The organism is Pseudomonas sp. PK-RTE-24, from assembly GCF_054052265.1.
The window spans coordinates 2,373,517-2,392,982 of record NZ_CM133224.1 but is presented as its reverse complement, the minus strand read 5'-3'; the positions used below and the strand labels follow the sequence as shown (position 1 = coordinate 2,392,982).

Below are 19,466 nucleotides of genomic sequence, written 5' to 3'. Positions count from 1 at the left end.
CTCTTCATTAGCGATGGGCGCTAGGTGCGGCTAGTGCACGGGCGGTGGCGACATCCGCATTGATCGCCGTTTTCAATGCCTCCAGAGAGGCGAAGCGCTGCTCTTCACGCAGCTTTTGGTGGAAAACCACCGTCAAACGCCGGTCATACAGATCGCCGGCAAAATCTAACAGATGGACCTCGAGGTGGGCTTTGCCATCTCCTTGCACCGTGGGGCGCACGCCGATATTGGCGACGCCGGGCCAGGTCTTGCCGTCGATGTCGACATTCACCAGATACACCCCGGTAAACGGCACGCGACGACGCTTGAGTTGAATGTTGGCAGTGGGCGTGCCCAGTTGCCGGGCCAGTTTCTGCCCATGCAGCACGCGACCGGCGATGCGGTACGGACGGCCGAGCAAGCGTTCGGCCAAGGCAAAATCGGCCGCAGCCAAGGCGTTGCGCACCTGCGTGCTGCTGACGCGAATGCCGTCCAGCTCGACGGTTTGCGCCGCTTCGACGGTGAAACCGTGAACCTGCCCGGCCTGCATCAGAAAATCGAAATCGCCGAGGCGGTCGCAACCGAAACGGAAATCGTCACCGACCTCCAGATGCTGCACGCCAAGGCCATCGACCAGAATGGTATCGACGAATTCACTGGCGCTGAGCTTGCTCAGCCGCTGGTTGAAAGCCAGGCACAACACCCGGTCGACGCCTTCAGCGGCCAGCAATTGCAGCTTGTCGCGCAACCGCGCCAGACGTGCCGGTGCGGTATCGGGCGCAAAGAACTCCCGTGGCTGCGGCTCGAAAATCACCACGCAGCTGGGTACGCCCAACTCGAGCGCACGCTCACGCAGCCGGGCCAGGATAGCCTGGTGACCACGGTGAACACCGTCAAAGTTGCCAATAGTGGCGACGCAGCCCCGATGCTGGGGGCGCAAGTTGTGGAGGCCTCGAACCAGCTGCATAACGCGCTTCTTGCTCATAAAGTGGTCGATTATAACCACACCCGACGGCCGACGACAGGCAACACCGTAACGCAAAGTGAACGAGCCGACAAAACCGCCGGCCCATGCCTGCTCATGAAGGCTGAAACCTCAGCTCAAGGCCTTGCGATTGAAGTCTCGCAGACGGAAACCCAGCAGCAGCAACATACCGAAATACGCCACCACACCGGCCACCACCAACGCGCCCAGGCGCAAGAAGCGCTCAAGCATATGGCCCTCATCCCAGGCGGGCATGAAATGCATGCCGGCCAGCAAGACCGCCGACATCACGGTCACCGCAACGACCAGCTTGAAGCCGAATTTGCCCCAGCCCGGTTGCGGTTGATACATCTTTTGCTTGCGCAGTTGGTAGAACAGCAGCCCGGCGTTCAGGCAAGCACCGGCACTGATCGCCAAGGCAAGGCCGGCGTGGGCCAGCGGCCCGATCAGTGCCAGGTTGAACAACTGCGTGCAGACCAGCGTGAAAATTGCGATTTTTACCGGGGTGCGAATGTTCTGTTGCGCATAAAAGCCCGGCGCCAGCACTTTGATCACGATAATCCCGAGCAGGCCGACCGAATAGGCAATCAGCGCGCGCTGGGTCATCTCGGCATCAAAGCCACTGAACTGACCGTACTGGAACAACGAAACAGTCAGCGGCTCGGCAAGAATCCCCAGTGCCAGCGCGCACGGCAACACCAGCACAAAGCACAGGCGCAGCCCCCAATCGAGGATCCGCGAGTATTCGTGGCGATCCTTGCTGGCGTAGGTCTTGGCCAGCGTTGGCAGGAGAATCGTGCCGAGCGCCACGCCCAGCACACCCGACGGCAATTCCATCAAACGGTCGGCGTAATACATCCACGACACCGAACCTGCGACCAGAAACGAGGCGAAAATGGTGTTGATGATCAGCGAAATCTGACTGACCGACACGCCGAGAATCGCCGGCAGCATCTGCTTCATCACCCGCCACACGCCGCTGTCGCGCAGGTTCAGGCGTGGCAGCACGAGCATGCCGATCTTTTTCAGGTGCGGCAGCTGATACAGCAACTGCGCCAGACCGCCGACCAGCACCGCCCAGCCAAGGGCCATGACGGGTGGATCGAAGTACGGCGTGAGGAACAGCGCAAACACGATCATGCTGACGTTGAGCAGAGTCGGCACGAAGGCCGGCACCGAGAAGCGGTTCCAGGTATTCAGAATCGCGCCGGCCAGCGACGACAGCGAGATCAGCAATATATAAGGAAAGGTCACCCGCAACAGATCGGAGGTGAGCTGGAATTTTTCCGGGGTATCGGTAAAACCGGGCGCTGTGGCCCAGATCACCCAGGGCGCAGCGATCATGCCCAGTGCAGTCACAACCGCCAACACCAGCGTCAACAGGCCCGATACATAGGCAATAAAGGTACGCGTCGCCTCTTCGCCCTGCTGGCTTTTATATTCGGCCAGGATCGGCACGAACGCCTGGGAGAAAGCCCCTTCGGCAAAGATGCGCCGCAGCAGGTTGGGCAGTTTGAACGCAATAAAGAAGGCATCCGTGGCCATCCCGGCGCCGAATGTCCGCGCGATCAGCGTGTCACGAACAAAACCCAGAATCCGGGAAAGCATCGTGATAGAGCTGACGGCGGCCAACGATTTGAGCAGATTCATTGAGAGAGTTTGTGCCTGTCGATAAACAGCAGGCGAACAATGCGCCTACTTGTGCGATACTCCGCGCCGCAACAGCACAGAGCCAAAGCTCGCGAGTTTACAGGTCAAGCGCCGGAAATAAATATCCCGCCTCTTTATACCTACCACTTAGCGGAACGATTCAAGTGCCCTTGACAAGACAAGTCTTCATCGGCATGATTCGCGGCCTATTTTGTTTGCTATTTCCTAAAAAGTCTTTCGAGGAGCTCGACGGTGGCCAACTCACCTTCCGCCAAAAAACGTGCAAAACAGGCTGAGAAGCGTCGCAGCCACAACGCCAGCCTGCGTTCCATGGTTCGTACCTACATCAAGAATGTAGTTAAGGCCATCGACGCAAAAGACGCTGAAAAAGCTCAAGCTGCATACGTTCTGGCTGTGCCAGTTATCGACCGTATGGCCGATAAAGGCATCATCCACAAGAACAAGGCTGCTCGTCATAAGAGCCGTCTGAATGGCCACGTCAAAGCGCTGAAAGAAGCCGCTTAATCGACGTAGTCATTAAAAAACCGACCTCAGGGTCGGTTTTTTATTGCCTGTGATTCAACAAGCTACAGGCAAAAAAGTGTGGGAGCGAGCCTGCTTGCGAATGCGATCTGCCAGTTGATATTTCTATCGACCGACATGACCTCTTCGCGAGCAGGCTCGCCCCCACAGTTCGGATTGGTGGCGCTTATTGCTGGACCGGCACCCACGGCAGGATCGGGATGGCCGTGACCGCATTCTGCGGACTACCCTCGATCAAGCGATCGCTGTAGACCAGATACACCAGCGTGTTGCGCTTCTTGTCGAGGAAACGCACCACTTGCATGGTCTTGAACACCAGCGAGGTGCGCTCCTTGAACACCTCGTCGCCGTCCTTCAACTCACCCTTGAACTTGATCGGCCCGACCTGACGACAAGCGATCGAGGCTTCGGCACGATCCTCGGCCAGACCGAGACCACCCTTCACTCCGCCGGTCTTGGCACGCGACAGGTAGCAGGTCACGCCCTCGACTTTCGGATCGTCGAACGCTTCGACCACAATCCGGTCATTCGGCCCGACAAACTTGAACACCGTCGACACCTGACCGATTTCCTCGGCCGAGACCAGCAACGGCATGGCCATCAGCAGGCCCAACAACCCTTTCGCTACACGCATCGAATTTTCCTTAGACCAGAATCAGGTTGTCACGGTGAACCAGTTCCGGCTCCGCCATGTAACCGAGCAAACCGACAATCGCATCCGACGACTGACCGATGATTTTTTGCGCTTCCAGGGCGCTGTAATTGGCCAGACCCCGCGCAATCTCCCGACCGTCCGGCGCCACACAGACGACCATCTCACCGCGACGGAAACTGCCTTGAACCAGTTTCACCCCCACCGGCAGCAGACTTTTGTTGCCCTTGGACAACGCCGACACCGCCCCCTCATCCAGCACCAGAGTGCCACGGGTTTGCAGATGACCGGCCAGCCACTGCTTGCGCGCCGCAAGCATGCCACGCTCCGGCGATAGCAGCGTGCCGATGCGCTCGCCCGCCTTGAGACGATCAAGCACACGCTCAAGCCGCCCGCCAACGATGATGGTGTGCGCACCGGAACGCGCTGCCAGGCGTGCCGCACGCAACTTGGTCTGCATGCCGCCACGCCCCAGCGCACCGCCGGTACCACCTGCAACCGCATCGAGCGTCGGATCATCGGCGCGCGCTTCATAAATCAGCTGCGCATCGGGATTGTTGCGCGGATCGGCGTCGAACATGCCGTCGCGATCAGTGAGGATCACCAGCAGATCGGCCTCGACCAGATTGGCCACCAGCGCCGCCAGCGTGTCGTTGTCGCCGAAACGGATTTCATCGGTGACCACAGTGTCGTTTTCGTTGATCACCGGAATGACTTTCAGCTCGACCAGTGCACGCAAGGTGCTTCGGGCATTGAGGTAGCGCTTGCGGTCGGACAGGTCGTCGTGGGTCAGGAGAATCTGTGCAGTGTGCCGGCCATGCTCGGCGAAGCTCGACTCCCACGCCTGCACCAACCCCATCTGACCGATTGCAGCGGCCGCCTGGAGCTCGTGCATGGCACTGGGTCGTGCGGTCCAGCCCAAGCGACTCATGCCGGCCGCTACCGCCCCGGAGGACACCAGCACCAGCTCGACGCCCGCCTCATGCAGCGCCACCATCTGCTCGACCCAGACACTCATTGCCGCGCGATCCAGCCCTTTGCCGTCAGCTGTCAGCAAAGCGCTGCCGATCTTCACGACCCAACGCTGCGCACCTGTCACCTTGCTCCGCATCATCTTCAACCTTAGCTTGAGGGCAGCGCGACCTGGCACTGCCCGTGACGTTAATCGTGGCGATTGCTGACCAACGATCGATTTCCGGATACTAAAACGCCGCTCGATTGAGCGGCGTTCAAGTTTATCGCAACGGATCAGTCACGCACGTAAATGATTTCCGGACCGTCTTCGTCATCCACATCTTCTTCGTCCCAGTCATCGTCGCCGATGTCATGGACCGACTTCACGCCACTGCGACGCAGGGCACGCTTGTCGTCCAGCGCCTGCAACTGCGCACGGGCTTCGTCTTCGATGCGCTGATCGAGATCGGCCAGCTCTTCCTTGTACGCAGGGTCTGCGGCGAGGCGATCGGCACGGTCTTCCATGTAACGCATGATGTCGTGGCACAGACGCTCGGTACCGATCTTGGCGATGGCCGAGATCACGTACACCGGACCAGTCCATTCCAGGCGATCGACGATTTCCTTGACGCGAGCATCGTGCTCTTCTTCAAGGATCTGATCGCACTTGTTCAGCACCAGCCAGCGATCACGCTCGGCCAGCGACGGGCTGAACTTGATCAGCTCGCTGACGATCACTTCAGCTGCGTCCGGAGCACTGGAATCATCCAGCGGCGCCATGTCGACGAGGTGCAGCAGCAGACGCGTACGCGCCAGGTGCTTGAGGAAGCGAATACCCAGGCCGGCACCATCGGAAGCGCCTTCGATCAAGCCCGGAATGTCGGCAATGACGAAGCTTTTCCAGCGATCGACGCTGACCACACCCAGGTTCGGCACCAGTGTGGTGAACGGGTAGTCGGCGACTTTCGGCTTGGCGGCCGAGACCGAACGGATAAAGGTACTTTTACCGGCGTTCGGCAAGCCCAGCAGACCGACGTCGGCCAGCACTTTCATTTCCAGTTTCAGGTCACGCTGCTCGCCCGGCTTGCCTGGCGTAGTCTGACGCGGCGCACGGTTGGTACTGGATTTGAAACGGGTGTTACCCAGACCGTGCCAGCCGCCCTGCACTACCATCAGTTTCTGACCAGCCTTGGTCAGGTCGCCGATGACTTCCTGGGTGGCGGAGTCGATCACGGTAGTGCCGACCGGCACGCGCAGGATCAGGTCTTCGCCCTTCTTGCCGGTGCAGTCGGTGCTGCCACCGTTGGAGCCACGCTCGGCATCGAAGTGACGGGTGTAACGGTAGTCGACCAGGGTATTGAGGTTTTCGTCGGCCATCATGTAGATGGAACCGCCGTCACCGCCATCACCGCCGTTCGGGCCGCCGTTTTCAATGAATTTTTCCCGGCGGAAACTCATGGCACCGTTGCCACCGTCACCGGCCTTTACGCGAATCGATACTTCATCAACAAACTTCATAACCAACGCCTCTCGCCGTACGGACGAGCCGAAAAACAATCAAGACATAAGACTCTTGCAAAAATGAGCGCAGCGACCCCAAGACACGACCTGCATCGCACGCCGACAGCCCATACAAACAGCTTTGCAAGAGACTCACCCCACAAACGAAAAAGCCCCGTCGCAAGACAGGGCTTCTCCAGCGATCTCGCGATTAAGCCGCGATTACGCTCACGTAACGACGACCGAAGGCGCCCTTTACTTCGAACTTGATCACGCCTTCGATTTTAGCGAAGAGAGTGTGATCCTTGCCCATGCCAACGCCGTAGCCAGCGTGGAATTGGGTGCCGCGCTGACGCACGATGATGTTGCCGGCCTTGATGACCTGGCCGCCATACATCTTCACGCCAAGGCGTTTGGCTTCTGAGTCGCGACCGTTACGGGTACTACCACCAGCTTTTTTGTGTGCCATGAGTTCAATTCTCCTAGTGAGGAATTAGGCTGTAATTAAGCCTGAATACCGGTGATTTTGATCTCGGTGAACCACTGGCGGTGGCCCATACGCTTCATGTGGTGCTTACGGCGACGGAACTTGATGATGCGGACTTTATCGTGACGACCTTGGGAGATCACTTCAGCCTTGACGGTTGCGCCAGCAACAACTGGTGCGCCGATGTTCACGTCGTCGCCGTTGGCGACCAGCAGAACGCGATCAAAAGTCACGGATTCGCCAGTAGCGATTTCCAGTTTTTCGATCTTCAGGTATTCACCTTCAGCGACCTTGTATTGCTTACCGCCGGTAACGATTACTGCGTACATGGTATTTCTCCGATAATCCTGCTCACCCAGCTCTTTATAAGAAGAGGTATTGGCTGGCATGGCTGCATGGGGCTGGAACGGCCCAAGTGCAATTGCGTAAGGCAGGTGCTGCCCAGGAAGTTCAGGGTGCGCGATTGTACGCAAGCAATCTGCCTCGCGCAAGTGGCCGTCCATCGCGCCTTGACAGGTCTGGACGGGGGTCCTAGCATGCCGCGCAACCCTTCTGGAGCGACTCTCGCTGATGCAACCCCAAGCTTTCTACCGCGCGGTGGCGGACGATTTTAGCGCCGTCGACGGCATCATCAAGAAGCAGCTGACGTCTCGAGTGCCGCTGGTATCGAAAATCGGCGATTACATCACGTCGGCCGGCGGCAAACGCCTGCGTCCTTTATTAGTGTTGCTGTGTGGCAAGGCCCTGGGTCGCGAAGGCGACGACATGCGCCTGCTGGCCGCCACCATCGAATTCCTGCACACCGCGACCCTGCTGCATGACGACGTCGTCGACATGTCCGGCATGCGCCGTGGCCGCTCGACCGCCAACGCCATGTGGGGCAATGCCCCGAGCGTGCTGGTCGGCGACTTCCTGTATTCGCGCTCGTTCGAAATGATGGTCGAACTGGGCTCGATGCCGGTGATGAAGATTTTGTCTCAAGCCACGCGGATCATCGCTGAAGGCGAAGTGTTGCAGCTGTCCAAGGTGCGTGACGCCAGCACCAGCGAAGAAACCTACATGGAAGTCATCCGCGGCAAGACCGCGATGCTCTTCGAAGCCTCGACCCACAGCGCCGCCGCCCTGGCTGGCGCGACCGCCGAGCAGAGTGAAGCCCTGCGCACGTTCGGCGATCACCTGGGTGTGGCGTTCCAGCTGGTTGATGACTTGCTCGACTATAAAGGCGACGCGGAAACCCTGGGCAAGAACGTCGGTGACGATCTGGCCGAAGGCAAGCCAACCCTGCCGCTGATCTACACCATGCGCGAAGGCACGGCCGAACAGGCCGCACTGGTGCGTCAGGCGATCCAGAAAGGCGGGATCGAAGACCTGGAAAGCATCCGTATCGCCGTCGAAGCGTCCGGCTCGCTGGAGTACACCGCGCAACTGGCCCGCGATTACGTGGCCCGCGCGATCAAGTGCCTCGAGGCGCTGCCGGCCAGCGAATACCGCGATGCGCTGGTGGAATTGAGCGAGTTCGCCGTCGCCCGCACGCACTGATTCATCCCCTGTGGGAGCGAGCCTGCTCGCGAAAGCAATCTGCCAATCGACTCAATGTTGACTGACACAGCGCTTTCGCGAGCAGGCTCGCTCCCACAGTTGTTTCTGCGCTATGCCCTCCTCCGCGTAAAACCCTATACAATGTGCGCCCTTTAGCCCTCCTGATACCCAAGGAACCTTAGTGAGCACGTTGCCACCCTGCCCGAAATGCAATTCCGAATACACCTACGAAGACGGCACCCAACTGGTCTGCCCCGAGTGCGCCCACGAGTGGTCTGCCAGCGGCGAAGCCGAAGTGGCGGCCGATGATGCCGTGAAGAAAGATTCGGTCGGCAACGTCCTGCAGGACGGCGACACCATCACCGTGATCAAGGACCTCAAGGTCAAGGGCACGTCGCTGGTGGTCAAGGTCGGCACCAAGGTCAAGAATATCCGCCTGTGCGATGGCGATCATGACATCGACTGCAAGATCGACGGCATCGGCCCGATGAAGCTCAAATCCGAGTTCGTCAGAAAAGTCTGAGCCTTGCGTCATCCATCCTGCGCCAGCCGTGGGATGGAGCTTTGCCCTCCCCGCTTCAGCTCAATGAAGCCGCGTATGGCGATCAGCCAGCCATTTTGATCTGACACAACCTTTACCCGGAAAAATCCACGATCCGCCAATAGGCACTTGCTATTTGATGAATAAGAATTATTCTCATTGAAACCTTTCAAGGAGATGAGACCCATGACTTATTTGATCGACGCCTGGCTGGATCGCCCACACCCGTACCTCAGAATCCTCCATCGGGAAACCGGCGAAGTCTGTGCGGTGCTTGAAGAAGAAGCTTTGCATGAGCTGCAGGATCAAGGTGATCTGGACGTCAGCAGCCTCAATTCCAGCGAGCCGCTGGTACTCAAGGAGCTGGTGCGCAATCTGTTCCTGTTCTGCTATGCCCGGGCGTTGCGCCCGACCAATGAGCTGCACAACAAGATCGAAATATGAGCAGCATTAAAAAAACCTGTGGGAGCGAGCTTGCTCGCGAAAGCGATAAATCAGCCAACGAATGAGTCGACTGAAAAACCGCCTTCGCGAGCGAGCTCGCTCCCACATTTTTTAGCCCGCCATCAAGGCAGGCTCGGTATTACAGAACGTCCAGCAGCTCGACGTCGAATACCAGAACGCTGTGCGGCGGGATGCTGCCCACGCCTTGTGCGCCGTAAGCCAGTTCGCTCGGCACGTACAGGCGCCATTTGCTGCCGGCATTCATCAGTTGCAGGGCTTCGGTCCAGCCAGCGATCACGCCGCCAACCGGGAATTCTGCAGGCTGGCCGCGCTCGTAGGAGCTGTCGAACACAGTGCCGTCGATCAGGGTGCCGTGGTAATGCGTACGTACCTGGTCTTCACGGGTCGGCTTGGCGCCTTCGCCCTGAGTCAGCACTTCGAATTGCAGGCCGGAGGCCAGAGTGGTGATGCCGTCACGCTTGGCGTTTTCGGCGAGGAAGGCCAGGCCTTCGCCAGCCGCGGCTTCAGCCTTGGCCGCTGCTTCGGCTTGCATGATCTCGCGGATCACCTTGAAGCTGGCGGACATTTCTTCCTGGCCAACACGGCTTGGCTTGCCGGCGAAAGCGTCGGTCAGACCGGCCAGGATCGCGTCCAGGCTGACACCCGGTGGCGGGTTGTCGCGCAGCTGGTCGCCGAGTTGACGGCCGATACCGTAGCTGACGCGGGTTTCGTCGGTGGACAGATTTACTTCGGACATGACACTGCTCCGCTGTGCGGACGGCCACAGGACTTGCCGTGCGTGCACAGCGCGTCCCGGCGCGCCCGGAACCAAAAGGGCGAGCAGACTAGCACAGATACCCCGGACTTGGGGCCGGGGCTACAGGGCCGAGCGCCAGGCGAGCGGCACTTTCAGGCTTTCATCGAGGTCACCGACCAGGCCACACATTTCGTCGTGGACCGAGGTGTGCACAAGATTGAAGGGCAGTACCGGAAAGGCATGCAGCAGATCCCGCGCGTGCTCCACTGAGCGCAGCGTCAGCATATTGCCCTTGAGATCGCTCAACGGATACGCCGCCCCATGCATCCTCGCTTCCAACAGGTAAATGCCACCCTCCATCGAGATCAGGTTCAACTCGTCGACCTTTTTGGCAACAGCAAACGCGTTCAACTCTTGCAGGTTCATGGAAGCACCTCACACATGGCGAATCGCACCGTTACAGGCATAGGCCGCTGCGCTTGAAAGCACAAGCCACAAACGAAACCGCCCGTCTGTTTCGCAACAGACGGGCGGTTTTTTTGCCTTGATCGGCTGATCAGTGCTTGGTGACCTTGTCCAGGTAACCCATGGCAAATGCGGATACCACAAAAGTCATGTGAATGATCACGTACCACATCAAATGCTCGGGATCGACGTTCTTGGCGTCCATGAAGATACGCAGCAAATGGATCGAGGAAATCGCCACGATCGACGCCGCGACTTTCATCTTCAGCGACGACGAGTCCATGGTGCCCAGCCAGCTGAGCTTCTCTTTGCCTTCGTCGATGTCCAGTTGCGAGACAAAGTTCTCGTAGCCGGAAATCATCACCATTACCAGCAGACCGCCCACCAGCGCCATGTCGATCAGCGACAGCAGCACCAGAATCAGATCCGATTCAGCCATGGCGAAGACGTTGGGCAGGATATGGATGATTTCCTGGAAGAACTTCAATGCCAGCGCCAGCAGACCGAGGGACAGGCCGATGTAGATCGGCGCCAGCAGCCAGCGGGTGGCGTACATTGCATTTTCGATAAAGCGTTCCAATGACTCTCACACAAGGGGCTGGAAATGGCGGCGAGTATAACAGCCCGCTGTGACAGCCAGAAACCGCCGGAAAATCCGCCACCTGCGTGTGTGTGACAAAGTTTTTCTGCTAGTGTCCAAAGCATTGACAGCCCAATGACAGTGGACAGGATGCGTGGAAATGGATGTGCGATCAGCCTTGACGACTGCCGGAATCTGCCTCGCCTTGCTCATCGGCGGTTGCTCGCCCGGCGATGAAAAACAAGTCGCCAACCTTGACGAAAAGACCGCCACCTTCGAACAGTCACTGGACACGATCAGCGATCCGAAGCTCAAGGACGCCATCACCGAACTCGGCGGTTCGCTGCTGTTGCTCGAACGGGCCAGGCTCAAGCTTGACGACATCACCCCGCATACCGAATACGGTGCCGACGCCCTCGCCGTGCTCAAGCACTACCCTACCCCGCAGGCGCTAGTCGATACCTTCATCAACGGCCTGTTCGTGCTGCACAAGGACGCCAGTTCGGATTACCTGACCGATCTGCAACCGGTATTCCCGTTCAACCTGAACATTCCCGGCGGTTTTCTATTCCCGCACGGCATCGAGTGGCACTCGGTGACGTTGAGCAACAAACGCGTGATCGCCTGGCAGCCGGAGTGGTCGGAGACCGATCCTGGCATTCAGCTCAGCCCGTCCAGCTCCAACGTGACCAACCCCGATGACCTGACGGTGACCTATCCGTTCATCGATGGCCTCAACGTCGACAAAAAAAGCCTGCCACAACCGGTCAGCCTGCAAGGCCAGGTCGAGGTCATTGCGCCCCGTCGCTTGTACAGCTTCGACCTGACGCACAAAGATGTCGGCCAAACCCGCAGCAACGACAACCTCAGCGTCAAACTGCTCAAGCTGGAAAAGAACTTCGCCGAGGTCGAAGTCAGCAACAGCCTGCCGCTCGCGGCAGAAGTGGCCGAAACCCGGATCAATCCGCTGATCGTCCAGGCCCGCGACGCCAGCGGCCAATACCTGGTGCGCGCCGGTTCAATCAACGAAAGCCCGGAGCAGGTCGCGTTCTACCAGAAGCAACTGACGCAGTTACAGAAGCAGAAGAGCTGGAGCGACACCCTGGAAAAACAGCTCAGCGACGAACAGCAAGCCTTCGAGAAAGAACACCCGCGCCGCTACAACAAGGTGTATTTCCACGGCCCGATCGACACACTGGAAGTCAGTGTGCTCGACTTCTCCTCGGCAACAGTGACGCGCAAATCCCTGGACCTGCCGGTGCGCACCTTCAATCCGCACACCACGGCCAAAGCCGTGCAGCCGCTGGACCTGCCAGTTGTGGTGTATGACGATCTCGCCGCCAACTGGCTCAAAGGCGCGGACCTGACCGAGGAACAATTGAAGGCCGGCGTGCGCATTCATCAATCGGTGGAAGAGCCGAGCGCGGCGCGTATCGAGTTTTCCCACCGCCGCACCTTCAATGACGAATTGCTTGGCGACCAACTCAATCCCGGCGTCAGCCCGGTGACTTTCTTCACGGAAAAGCGCGGCGGCAAACTCGACGAGCCGATCGAACTGCCGCCCGAGGCGTACCAGGTCGATCCGCTGCAAGCGACGATTACATATGATCTGAACCTGTTTCCGGAAACCCCGGCGATTGCCGTGGGCTCGATGCCGTTGTTCCTGGCGACGGTGGCGAAGCAATCCTACGACGCGCAGTCATTGCCCAAAGGCCTGGCGATCAAGGACAACACGCTGGTGGTCGACCTGAAAACCTTCCCGGCCAACGAATGGCGTTTCTTCGTCAAGGACGACAGTGGCCACTACCTCAAGCAGATTCTTTCGGTCAGCCACGACGCCAGTGCAGAAGGCCCGGCGCTACTCGGCGTGCACTATTTTTACGGTCGCCCGACTCGCGTGGAAACCTATCAGCGCACCGACCTCGCCACCGTGCAATACGGTTTTGAGGTCAAGCTCGACAAGGCGCAGGTCGACCAGTCAGCACCTTAACCGTTGAGGCTGCGCCCACGGCCGCCGTTGATCTGCCGCAACTGGGCTTGCAGGTGCAGGCTCCAGATCTGCGGATCATCGGCCAGTTCGTAACCATGCAAGGTCAGGCTTTCAACGATGGTGTCGAGAATCGACTCGGCCGCGACCGGGCCGTGAAAAGGGCCTTGGGCTTTGATCGCGGAAGGTTGTTCGCCGGCCATGCCGGCCGCGAAGAGCAGCGTCCACATGCCGTTGTCGCCGGCCAGCGGCTTGACGGCGCATTCGATCCGGGTCACCAGACCCAGGCATTGACGGGTGAGACAGAGGTTGCGCGACATGGCGGCGACCCTCGGTAAAGCCGGTATTCAGCCCCCATGGGAGGACTGGCTCGATCCAGTGATACTGTCGATATCCTTGACCTGAGAATAGAAGAAAAGTGTCCCGCGCAAGCCAAATGGAACCAGAAGGCGCCGAATGGTCATTGTGTGAATATTGGCGCCAGACTCGTGACACATTCCCCGAAGATCCCCGCAGAAATCAATCTGGAAAAGCATTGTGGGAGCGAGCCTGCTCGCGAAGACGATGGATCAGCCAACTCATTCGTCGATTGATACAGCGCTTTCGCGAGCAGGCTCGCTCCCACAGGGTCTGGCGTGAACTGATCAGGCCGGTTTGGCTTCGGCGAGAGCCTCCTGCGCCAGCTCCTTCTCGGCCTCTTTCAAGTCCTCTTCGCTGATCATCTCGGCGATATCGCGCAGGCGCTCGACCACTCGGGCATTGATGCTGCCTTCGGGGAATTCGCCATCGGCGTTCGGCTCTCCGGCCGGCTCGCCCACCAGCAGGCTCAGCGCCTCATCGGCCTGACGCACCGCATACACGTGGAACTGGCCGGCGCGCACGGCGGCGAGGACTTTCTCATCGAGCATCAGCGTGGCGACGTTGGCCTGGGGAATGATCGCGCCCTGCTCGCCGGTCAGACCGCGTGCTTCGCAGAGGCGGAAGAAGCCTTCGATCTTCTCGTTGACCCCGCCGACCGCCTGCACTTCGCCAAACTGGTTGATCGAACCGGTGATGGCAAAACATTGCTTGAGCGGGGTTTTCGACAGTGCCGAAATCAGCGTGCACGCCTCGCCCAGCGATGCACTGTCGCCGTCGACGTAACCGTACGACTGCTCGAGCGCAATGCTTGCCGAAATCGCCAGCGGGAATTCCTGGGCGTAACGGCTGCCCAGATAACCGGTGAGGATCATCACGCCTTTGGAGTGAATCGGCTGGCCGAGGTTGACCTCACGTTCGATGTCGACGATACCGCTGCCGCCCGGATAGACCGTGGCGGAAATCCGCGCCGGCACGCCGAACGCCGAATCACCGACCTCCAGCACCGTCAGCCCGTTGCACTTGCCGACTGCTGCACCGTCAGTGTCGATGAGGATGATTCCGGCGAGCATGTCGTCGAGAATCCGCGCCGAGACCCGCCCGGTGCGGGTGGCCTTGGCTTTCAGGGCGCGTTCGATATGGCCGGCGTCGGTCATTTCATCGCCGGCCAGATGGCGAATGAAATCCGCCTCGCTGACCAGTTGGAACAGATCGCCAATGCGCGCCGACAAGCGCCCCTGATGCTCGGCCAGCCGTGCGCTGTAGGTCGCCAATCGTGCCACCGCATCGGCGGTCAACGGCGCCATGCCTTCTTCCGAAGTACGCGTCTTCAGGAGCTGGGCGAACTGCTCGAGGCTTTCGTCGACCATCGGGATGTCTTCGTCGAAGTCGACCAGAACGCGAAACATCTCCTGGAAGTCCGGATCGAGATCCTGCAGCGTGTAATACAGCTGCCGCGCACCAATGATGATGACTTTGACCTGCAGCGGGATGTGCTGCGGATTCAGGGTCATGGTGGCGAAGCGGCCCATCTCGCCCAGCGGCGACTCCATTTTCAGTTTGCGCGATTGCAGGGCGCGTTTGAGCGCATCCCACACGAACGGCTCGCTGAGCATTTTTTCCGCTTCGAGAATCAGGAAACCGCCATTGGCGCGGTGCAGCGCACCCGGACGCAACTGCCGGTAAGTGGTGTAGAGCGCACCTTGATCAGTGGTGTACTCGATGCGGCCGAACAGGTTTTCGTAGGTCGGATGTGGCTCGAATACCACCGGTGCACCGCCGCTGGCCGGATGCCCGACCACCAGGCTTGGTGCGTATTGTTCCTCCAGCAACTTGCGCGCGACGGCGTCGGTCTTGCTGTCGTCGACCAGTTGTTCGACCACGGTTTTCAGCAGGTAGACCTGCATCGCTTGCAGGTAACCGCAGACCCCGGCGTTCTCCGCGTACTTCTCCGACAGCGGCGCCAGCAACGGCTGCAAGGCCAGGGTGATGGTTTCTTCATTGAGGTGGCGCAGTTGATTGTTCGACTCGCGCTTCCACTGCGGCAGGCTGGCGAGTTCTTCGTTCAGGCGCTCTTCGAGGCCGGAAATGTTATCGTGAAAACGCTCGCGCTCGGCTTCCGGCAACTGCGCGAATTCGGCTTCGTCCAGGGCCTTGCCGTCGAGCATCGGCGTGAAGGCGATATTGCTGCTGTCGCGGTACAGGGCGACGTCTTTTTCCAGGGCCAGGCGCTCGATGATGTCCAGCGCCTTGTCGTAGCGCTGGTTGAAGGCGCGGTCGATGGCGCTTTTTTTCTGCTGGTAGGACGGGTGTTCGAAAACCGCCGGAAAAGTCGCCAGCAGGTTGTCGATCAGGCCGTTGATGTCAGCGATGAACGAGGCCGCCGTGCCCGATGGCAGCTCCAGTGCACGCGGTTCGCGCGGCTCATCGAAGTTGTTGACGTAGACCCAGTCCGCCGGGGTCTGCAGGCGCTTGCCTTCGGCTTTCAGGTAGCGTTTGACGAACGAAAAACGGCCAGTGCCGGGCTCGCCCATGACGAATACGTTGTAACCGGGGCGTGGCATCGCCACACCGAACTGCAAGGCTTCGACCGCGCGTTCCTGGCCGAGCACACCGCGAAAGGGCTCCAGATCATTGGTGCTAGTGAAGCTGAACTGTTCAGCGGAAAACGGACGAGTCAGCGCTTCGGGCGCAAGACGCAGGCTGGCAGCAACAGGATCAGGCATCGGGCTTCCTTAACAATCAGGCGGGGCAGGTAGCGGCATTCTGGCGCTGCCCGTGCCCCACTGGCAAGGCGCGCCACATGACAAAGCATAGACAAGCGCGCGGCCGGCCGACGCATCCCGATAAATCAGAGGTTTATTCCAAATATTTTGCAAAAAATCACGGAACCGCTGGAACGTGCCTAAACTCCAAACTGCGCGGCTGGAACTAATACCGGCCCACTGACACTTTCGGTTCTGTCCTCGGGCAGAGCGCGAAGGGCCAGAACCCTGTCCATTGGTATGCACATAAAGAGAACAAAGCTATGAAACGGATTCTTCTCGGTACTCTCTTCACCGCTGTATCCATCAACGCAATGGCGCAAGCCCCGGGCGGCCCGGATTGCGGTTGGGGCAACATGCTGTTCGAAGGTCAGCGTGGCACCCCGGCGCACTTCCTTGCTTCCACCACCAACGGCACTTCCGGTAACGCCACGTTCGGTATGACTTCCGGCACCAACGGTTGCTCGACCAACGCATCGCTGACCTACGGCGGCAAATCCTGGTTCGCCATGAATGGCATGATGAACGAGCTGTCCGAAGACATGGCCAAAGGCAATGGCGAAGCGCTGACCACTTATGCCGTGGTCCTGGGCGTAGCACCGGAAGATCGCGCGCACTTCGCGCAAGTGACCCACGAGCACTTCCAGCAGATCTTCAGCAAGGCTGACGTGACCGCTGAAGACGTGCATACCAACACCCTGGCGGTACTGAAATCGGACCCACGTCTGGCCAAGTACGCAACTCAGGCTTAAGCTCGACCCCGCCCGCTTCCTTCGGGAAGCGGGTTTTGTTTTTTTGGCCCGCCCCTCTTTGGGTCTTTTATTTCTTTTCCTGTTCAAGTTGCCGACTATGCTCAAACGCCTTGCCTGGCTGGCGCTCTGTGTCTGCGCCCCGCTGTCCGCCGCGCCTCACATCGATCCTCAACGTTTGCAGCAACTGGCCAACGACCGCTTCTGGATTTCCCTCGGTCATTACGAAACCGCCAAACTCGGCGGCTGGCGCAGCTATGTCAGCGACAAGAAGTTCTTTCTCGCGCCCGACGGCAACGAGCATCCGGACCGCGAACTGGCCGCCACCGTGCAGGCGCTGTACGCCCCGGCCAGCCTCGGCGAGCAACACGCACAATGCGTCTACCCGGCGCGTACACGCTGGCTGAAAGCGCAGCTCAATCTCGCCGACCTGCCAGCGCCCGAATGCGCCGAATACAAGCAATGGTTCAAGGACGTCTCGCCGCACAGCGCGGTGATGATCTTCCCGGCGGCGTATCTCAACAGCCCTTCGTCGATGTTCGGCCACACCCTGCTGCGCATCGATCAGGCGGATGTGCAGGCCGACAAGACTTCGCTGCTCAGCTACGCGATCAACTTCGGTGCCTACATCGAAGGCTCGGACAACAGCATTCTGTATGCCTGGAAAGGCTTGATGGGCGGCTACCCGGGGCTGTTTGCGCTGGTGCCGTATCAGGAAAAACTCTCGGAATACCGCAGCCTGGAAAACCGCGACCTGTGGGAATACCGCCTCAACCTGACTCAGGAAGAAACCGCACGCATGGTCGAACATGTGTGGGAGCTCAAGCAGATCCAGTTCGACTACTTCTTCTTCGACGAAAACTGCTCGTATCGTTTGCTGGAACTGCTGCAAGTGGCGCGACCGAGCCTGCGCCTGACCGAACAATTCCCGCTGACCGCGATCCCGACCGACACTGTCAAAGCGGTGAAAGAGGCCGGGCTGGTCGAACACCTCGAATATCGCCCGTCCCGCGAACGTGAACTGCTCAGCCGCGCCGAACCGTTGAGCGATGAAGAACAGCAATGGGTGCTGAAAGTCAGCGCCGATCAAAAAGTCCTGCAAGAGCCAAAGTTCAAAGCCCTGCCGCGCGCACGTCAGGCGTTGATCGTCGACGCCGCCTATCGTCTGGAGCGCTACCGCGCCAACGGTCAGGAGCGCGACCCGCAACGAGCGCAGCGCAGTTTTGAACTGCTGCGGGCGATCAACAAGAACCCGGCGCCGGAGTTGGAAATTCCGCAACCCGGTCTGCCCGAAGATGGCCACGAGTCCCGCACCTGGCAGGCCGGCCTAGGTACGCGAGGCGATCGCGCCTTTGGCGAATATGGCCTGCGCATGGCTTATCACGACCTCAATGACAACGCCGAAAGCTTTCCTCTCGGGGCGCAGATCGAGATCCTGCAACTGAAGCTGCGCCAGTACGAAGGCAATGACTGGCAGTTACAGCAACTGGATCTGGCCACCATTCGTTCGCTGACACCGCGCAACGAGCTGCTGCAACCGCTGTCGTGGCAAGTCACCGGTGGCCTTGAGCGCGTGCCGGGCAAGCATGACGACGAAACGCTGGTCAGCCATGTCAACGGTGGCGGCGGCGGCACGTGGCAGTTGGGCGAAGACGTGCTCGGCTTCGCGCTGGGCACGGTGCGCGTGGAACACAACAACGACTTCGCCGAGTTCGTTTCCCCGGCTGGTGGCTTCAATACCGGCGTGCTGTGGAAAAACCCGCTGGGCAATCTGAGCCTGGAGGCCAAGGGCGACTACTTCTTCAACGGCGAAGTGCGCCGCAGCCTGAGCCTGAATCAGCAGTGGGAGCTGTCGCGCAACCTCGGTTTGCGCCTGAGCGCGCAACGCGAGTTCAGCCAGCTCGCCAGCCCGGAAACGGAAGTCATGCTTGAAGTGAAGTGGTATCACTACTGATCCCGAGCCTGTGTAAATCTCCCTGTGGGAGCGAGCCTGCTCGCGAAAGCGGTGGGTCAGTCAATAGCAGTGTTGCCTGACAAGACGCCTTCGCGAGCAGGCTCGCTCCCACAGGGGCCTTGTGGTGTGCAATGGATTTTTCACAGGCCTTCGACAGCCGCCTCATGAATCCCCTTCTAGACTTTCCTTATGAGCCGAGTATCGGCGCGGGAGAGTGCGATGTGGCGGTGCGTGGGATTGTTGGGCGTTGTATTGGCGCTGGGCGGTTGCCAGACCACCCATGAAGACTTGATCGCCAAGGGTTATCCACCGGCCTTCGCCGACGGTTTCGATGACGGTTGCGTCAGCGGCCGGCAAGCGGCGGGCTCGATCAGCGGTGAGTTTCGCAAGAATGTGCCGCGCTATCTCAAGGACCAGCAATACGCCGACGGCTGGGTCGACGGCTTCCGCCAATGTCAGGCGATGCTGGAAAACAGGGATCGCGAGCAATATCGCAACGAACATTGGGATGAGCGCGAACGTGCCTGGCAGCAGCAGAAGGACCAGGACGTCGGGCGGGCTTATCGCTCGCAATAGGT

General features: G+C 59.5%; 20 protein-coding genes. 8 read left to right on the top strand and 12 right to left on the bottom strand.

The window, feature by feature from the left end:
* Positions 1-7: 7 nt before the first annotated feature.
* Both ribF and murJ read right to left on the bottom strand, forming a co-directional pair.
* Positions 8-946, bottom strand: coding sequence for a bifunctional riboflavin kinase/FAD synthetase (gene ribF, locus ACV8MC_RS10705; protein ID WP_016773125.1), 939 nt, complete (start codon positions 944-946; stop codon positions 8-10).
* 129 nt (positions 947-1,075) lie between these two features.
* A complete protein-coding gene (gene murJ, locus ACV8MC_RS10700) occupies positions 1,076-2,614 on the bottom strand; it encodes a murein biosynthesis integral membrane protein MurJ (protein WP_122506671.1) in 1,539 nt (512 codons plus the stop codon).
* Positions 2,615-2,866: 252 nt separating this feature from the next.
* Here murJ and rpsT point away from each other — a divergent pair, with 252 nt between their 5' ends.
* Positions 2,867-3,139 (top strand): 30S ribosomal protein S20, encoded by a 273-nt coding sequence (gene rpsT / locus ACV8MC_RS10695; RefSeq protein ID WP_003228351.1) that lies wholly within the window; start codon positions 2,867-2,869, stop codon positions 3,137-3,139.
* A 184-nt stretch (positions 3,140-3,323) separates the two neighbouring features.
* Here the strand turns inward: rpsT and ACV8MC_RS10690 are convergent, their stop codons facing one another.
* From ACV8MC_RS10690 to rplU, 5 genes are all read right to left on the bottom strand, one after another.
* Complete coding sequence (locus ACV8MC_RS10690; protein ID WP_041477794.1) at positions 3,324-3,791, bottom strand: CreA family protein; 468 nt, start codon at positions 3,789-3,791, stop codon at positions 3,324-3,326.
* Between the two features lie 10 nt (positions 3,792-3,801).
* Entirely contained in the window at positions 3,802-4,920 is a 1,119-nt protein-coding gene (proB, locus tag ACV8MC_RS10685) for a glutamate 5-kinase (protein ID WP_039761700.1), read from the bottom strand.
* 137 nt (positions 4,921-5,057) lie between these two features.
* Positions 5,058-6,281, bottom strand: coding sequence for an Obg family GTPase CgtA (cgtA, locus tag ACV8MC_RS10680; RefSeq protein WP_457265238.1), 1,224 nt, complete (start codon positions 6,279-6,281; stop codon positions 5,058-5,060).
* Between the two features lie 193 nt (positions 6,282-6,474).
* Positions 6,475-6,732 (bottom strand): 50S ribosomal protein L27, encoded by a 258-nt coding sequence (gene rpmA / locus ACV8MC_RS10675; RefSeq protein ID WP_016773121.1) that lies wholly within the window; start codon positions 6,730-6,732, stop codon positions 6,475-6,477.
* 35 nt (positions 6,733-6,767) lie between these two features.
* Positions 6,768-7,079: a 50S ribosomal protein L21 gene (rplU, locus tag ACV8MC_RS10670; protein WP_007924746.1), complete on the bottom strand. Its 312-nt coding sequence runs from the start codon at positions 7,077-7,079 to the stop codon at positions 6,768-6,770.
* A 241-nt stretch (positions 7,080-7,320) separates the two neighbouring features.
* On the opposite strand from rplU, the gene ACV8MC_RS10665 reads away from it, so the two are divergent.
* The 3 genes from ACV8MC_RS10665 to ACV8MC_RS10655 all read left to right on the top strand — a co-directional run bounded on the left by ACV8MC_RS10665 (position 7,321) and on the right by ACV8MC_RS10655 (position 9,274).
* The gene (locus ACV8MC_RS10665) at positions 7,321-8,289 is read left to right on the top strand and encodes a polyprenyl synthetase family protein (RefSeq protein ID WP_016773120.1); all 969 of its coding nucleotides are present in this window, start codon (positions 7,321-7,323) and stop codon (positions 8,287-8,289) included.
* 181 nt (positions 8,290-8,470) lie between these two features.
* Positions 8,471-8,812, top strand: a complete 342-nt coding sequence (locus ACV8MC_RS10660) for a zinc ribbon domain-containing protein YjdM (RefSeq protein ID WP_016773119.1) — start codon at positions 8,471-8,473, stop codon at positions 8,810-8,812.
* A 204-nt stretch (positions 8,813-9,016) separates the two neighbouring features.
* Positions 9,017-9,274 (top strand): PA4570 family protein, encoded by a 258-nt coding sequence (locus ACV8MC_RS10655; RefSeq protein ID WP_016773118.1) that lies wholly within the window; start codon positions 9,017-9,019, stop codon positions 9,272-9,274.
* A gap of 139 nt (positions 9,275-9,413) precedes the next feature.
* On the opposite strand, the gene ACV8MC_RS10650 is transcribed toward ACV8MC_RS10655, so the two are convergent.
* From ACV8MC_RS10650 to ACV8MC_RS10640, 3 genes are all read right to left on the bottom strand, one after another.
* Positions 9,414-10,031 carry an FKBP-type peptidyl-prolyl cis-trans isomerase gene (locus ACV8MC_RS10650; RefSeq protein ID WP_039761705.1) on the bottom strand — a complete coding sequence of 206 codons (618 nt, stop codon included), beginning with the start codon at positions 10,029-10,031 and terminating at the stop codon, positions 9,414-9,416.
* 120 nt (positions 10,032-10,151) lie between these two features.
* The gene (locus ACV8MC_RS10645) at positions 10,152-10,457 is read right to left on the bottom strand and encodes a DUF6482 family protein (protein ID WP_305381553.1); all 306 of its coding nucleotides are present in this window, start codon (positions 10,455-10,457) and stop codon (positions 10,152-10,154) included.
* Between the two features lie 130 nt (positions 10,458-10,587).
* On the bottom strand, positions 10,588-11,076 hold the full coding sequence (locus ACV8MC_RS10640) for a TIGR00645 family protein (protein WP_016773116.1): 489 nt from the start codon (positions 11,074-11,076) through the stop codon (positions 10,588-10,590).
* Positions 11,077-11,236: 160 nt separating this feature from the next.
* On the opposite strand from ACV8MC_RS10640, the gene ACV8MC_RS10635 reads away from it, so the two are divergent.
* Entirely contained in the window at positions 11,237-13,066 is a 1,830-nt protein-coding gene (locus ACV8MC_RS10635) for a hypothetical protein (RefSeq protein WP_457265233.1), read from the top strand.
* Here the strand turns inward: ACV8MC_RS10635 and ACV8MC_RS10630 are convergent.
* Positions 13,063-13,383 carry a PA4575 family protein gene (locus ACV8MC_RS10630; RefSeq protein WP_016773114.1) on the bottom strand — a complete coding sequence of 107 codons (321 nt, stop codon included), beginning with the start codon at positions 13,381-13,383 and terminating at the stop codon, positions 13,063-13,065. The two genes, ACV8MC_RS10635 and ACV8MC_RS10630, sit on opposite strands and share 4 nt — an antisense overlap.
* 324 nt (positions 13,384-13,707) lie before the next feature.
* On the bottom strand, positions 13,708-16,146 hold the full coding sequence (locus ACV8MC_RS10625; protein ID WP_457265231.1) for a Lon protease family protein: 2,439 nt from the start codon (positions 16,144-16,146) through the stop codon (positions 13,708-13,710).
* Positions 16,147-16,448: 302 nt separating this feature from the next.
* Between ACV8MC_RS10625 and ACV8MC_RS10620 the strand changes: the two genes are divergently transcribed.
* The 3 genes from ACV8MC_RS10620 (at position 16,449) to ACV8MC_RS10610 (ending at position 19,464) form a co-directional block, all read left to right on the top strand.
* Positions 16,449-16,937 carry a DUF3015 domain-containing protein gene (locus ACV8MC_RS10620; protein ID WP_016773112.1) on the top strand — a complete coding sequence of 163 codons (489 nt, stop codon included), beginning with the start codon at positions 16,449-16,451 and terminating at the stop codon, positions 16,935-16,937.
* Between the two features lie 97 nt (positions 16,938-17,034).
* Entirely contained in the window at positions 17,035-18,888 is a 1,854-nt protein-coding gene (locus tag ACV8MC_RS10615; RefSeq protein ID WP_457265229.1) for an Lnb N-terminal periplasmic domain-containing protein, read from the top strand.
* 219 nt (positions 18,889-19,107) lie between these two features.
* Positions 19,108-19,464 carry a hypothetical protein gene (locus ACV8MC_RS10610; protein ID WP_095181853.1) on the top strand — a complete coding sequence of 119 codons (357 nt, stop codon included), beginning with the start codon at positions 19,108-19,110 and terminating at the stop codon, positions 19,462-19,464.
* The last annotated feature ends 2 nt before the right edge of the window (positions 19,465-19,466 follow it).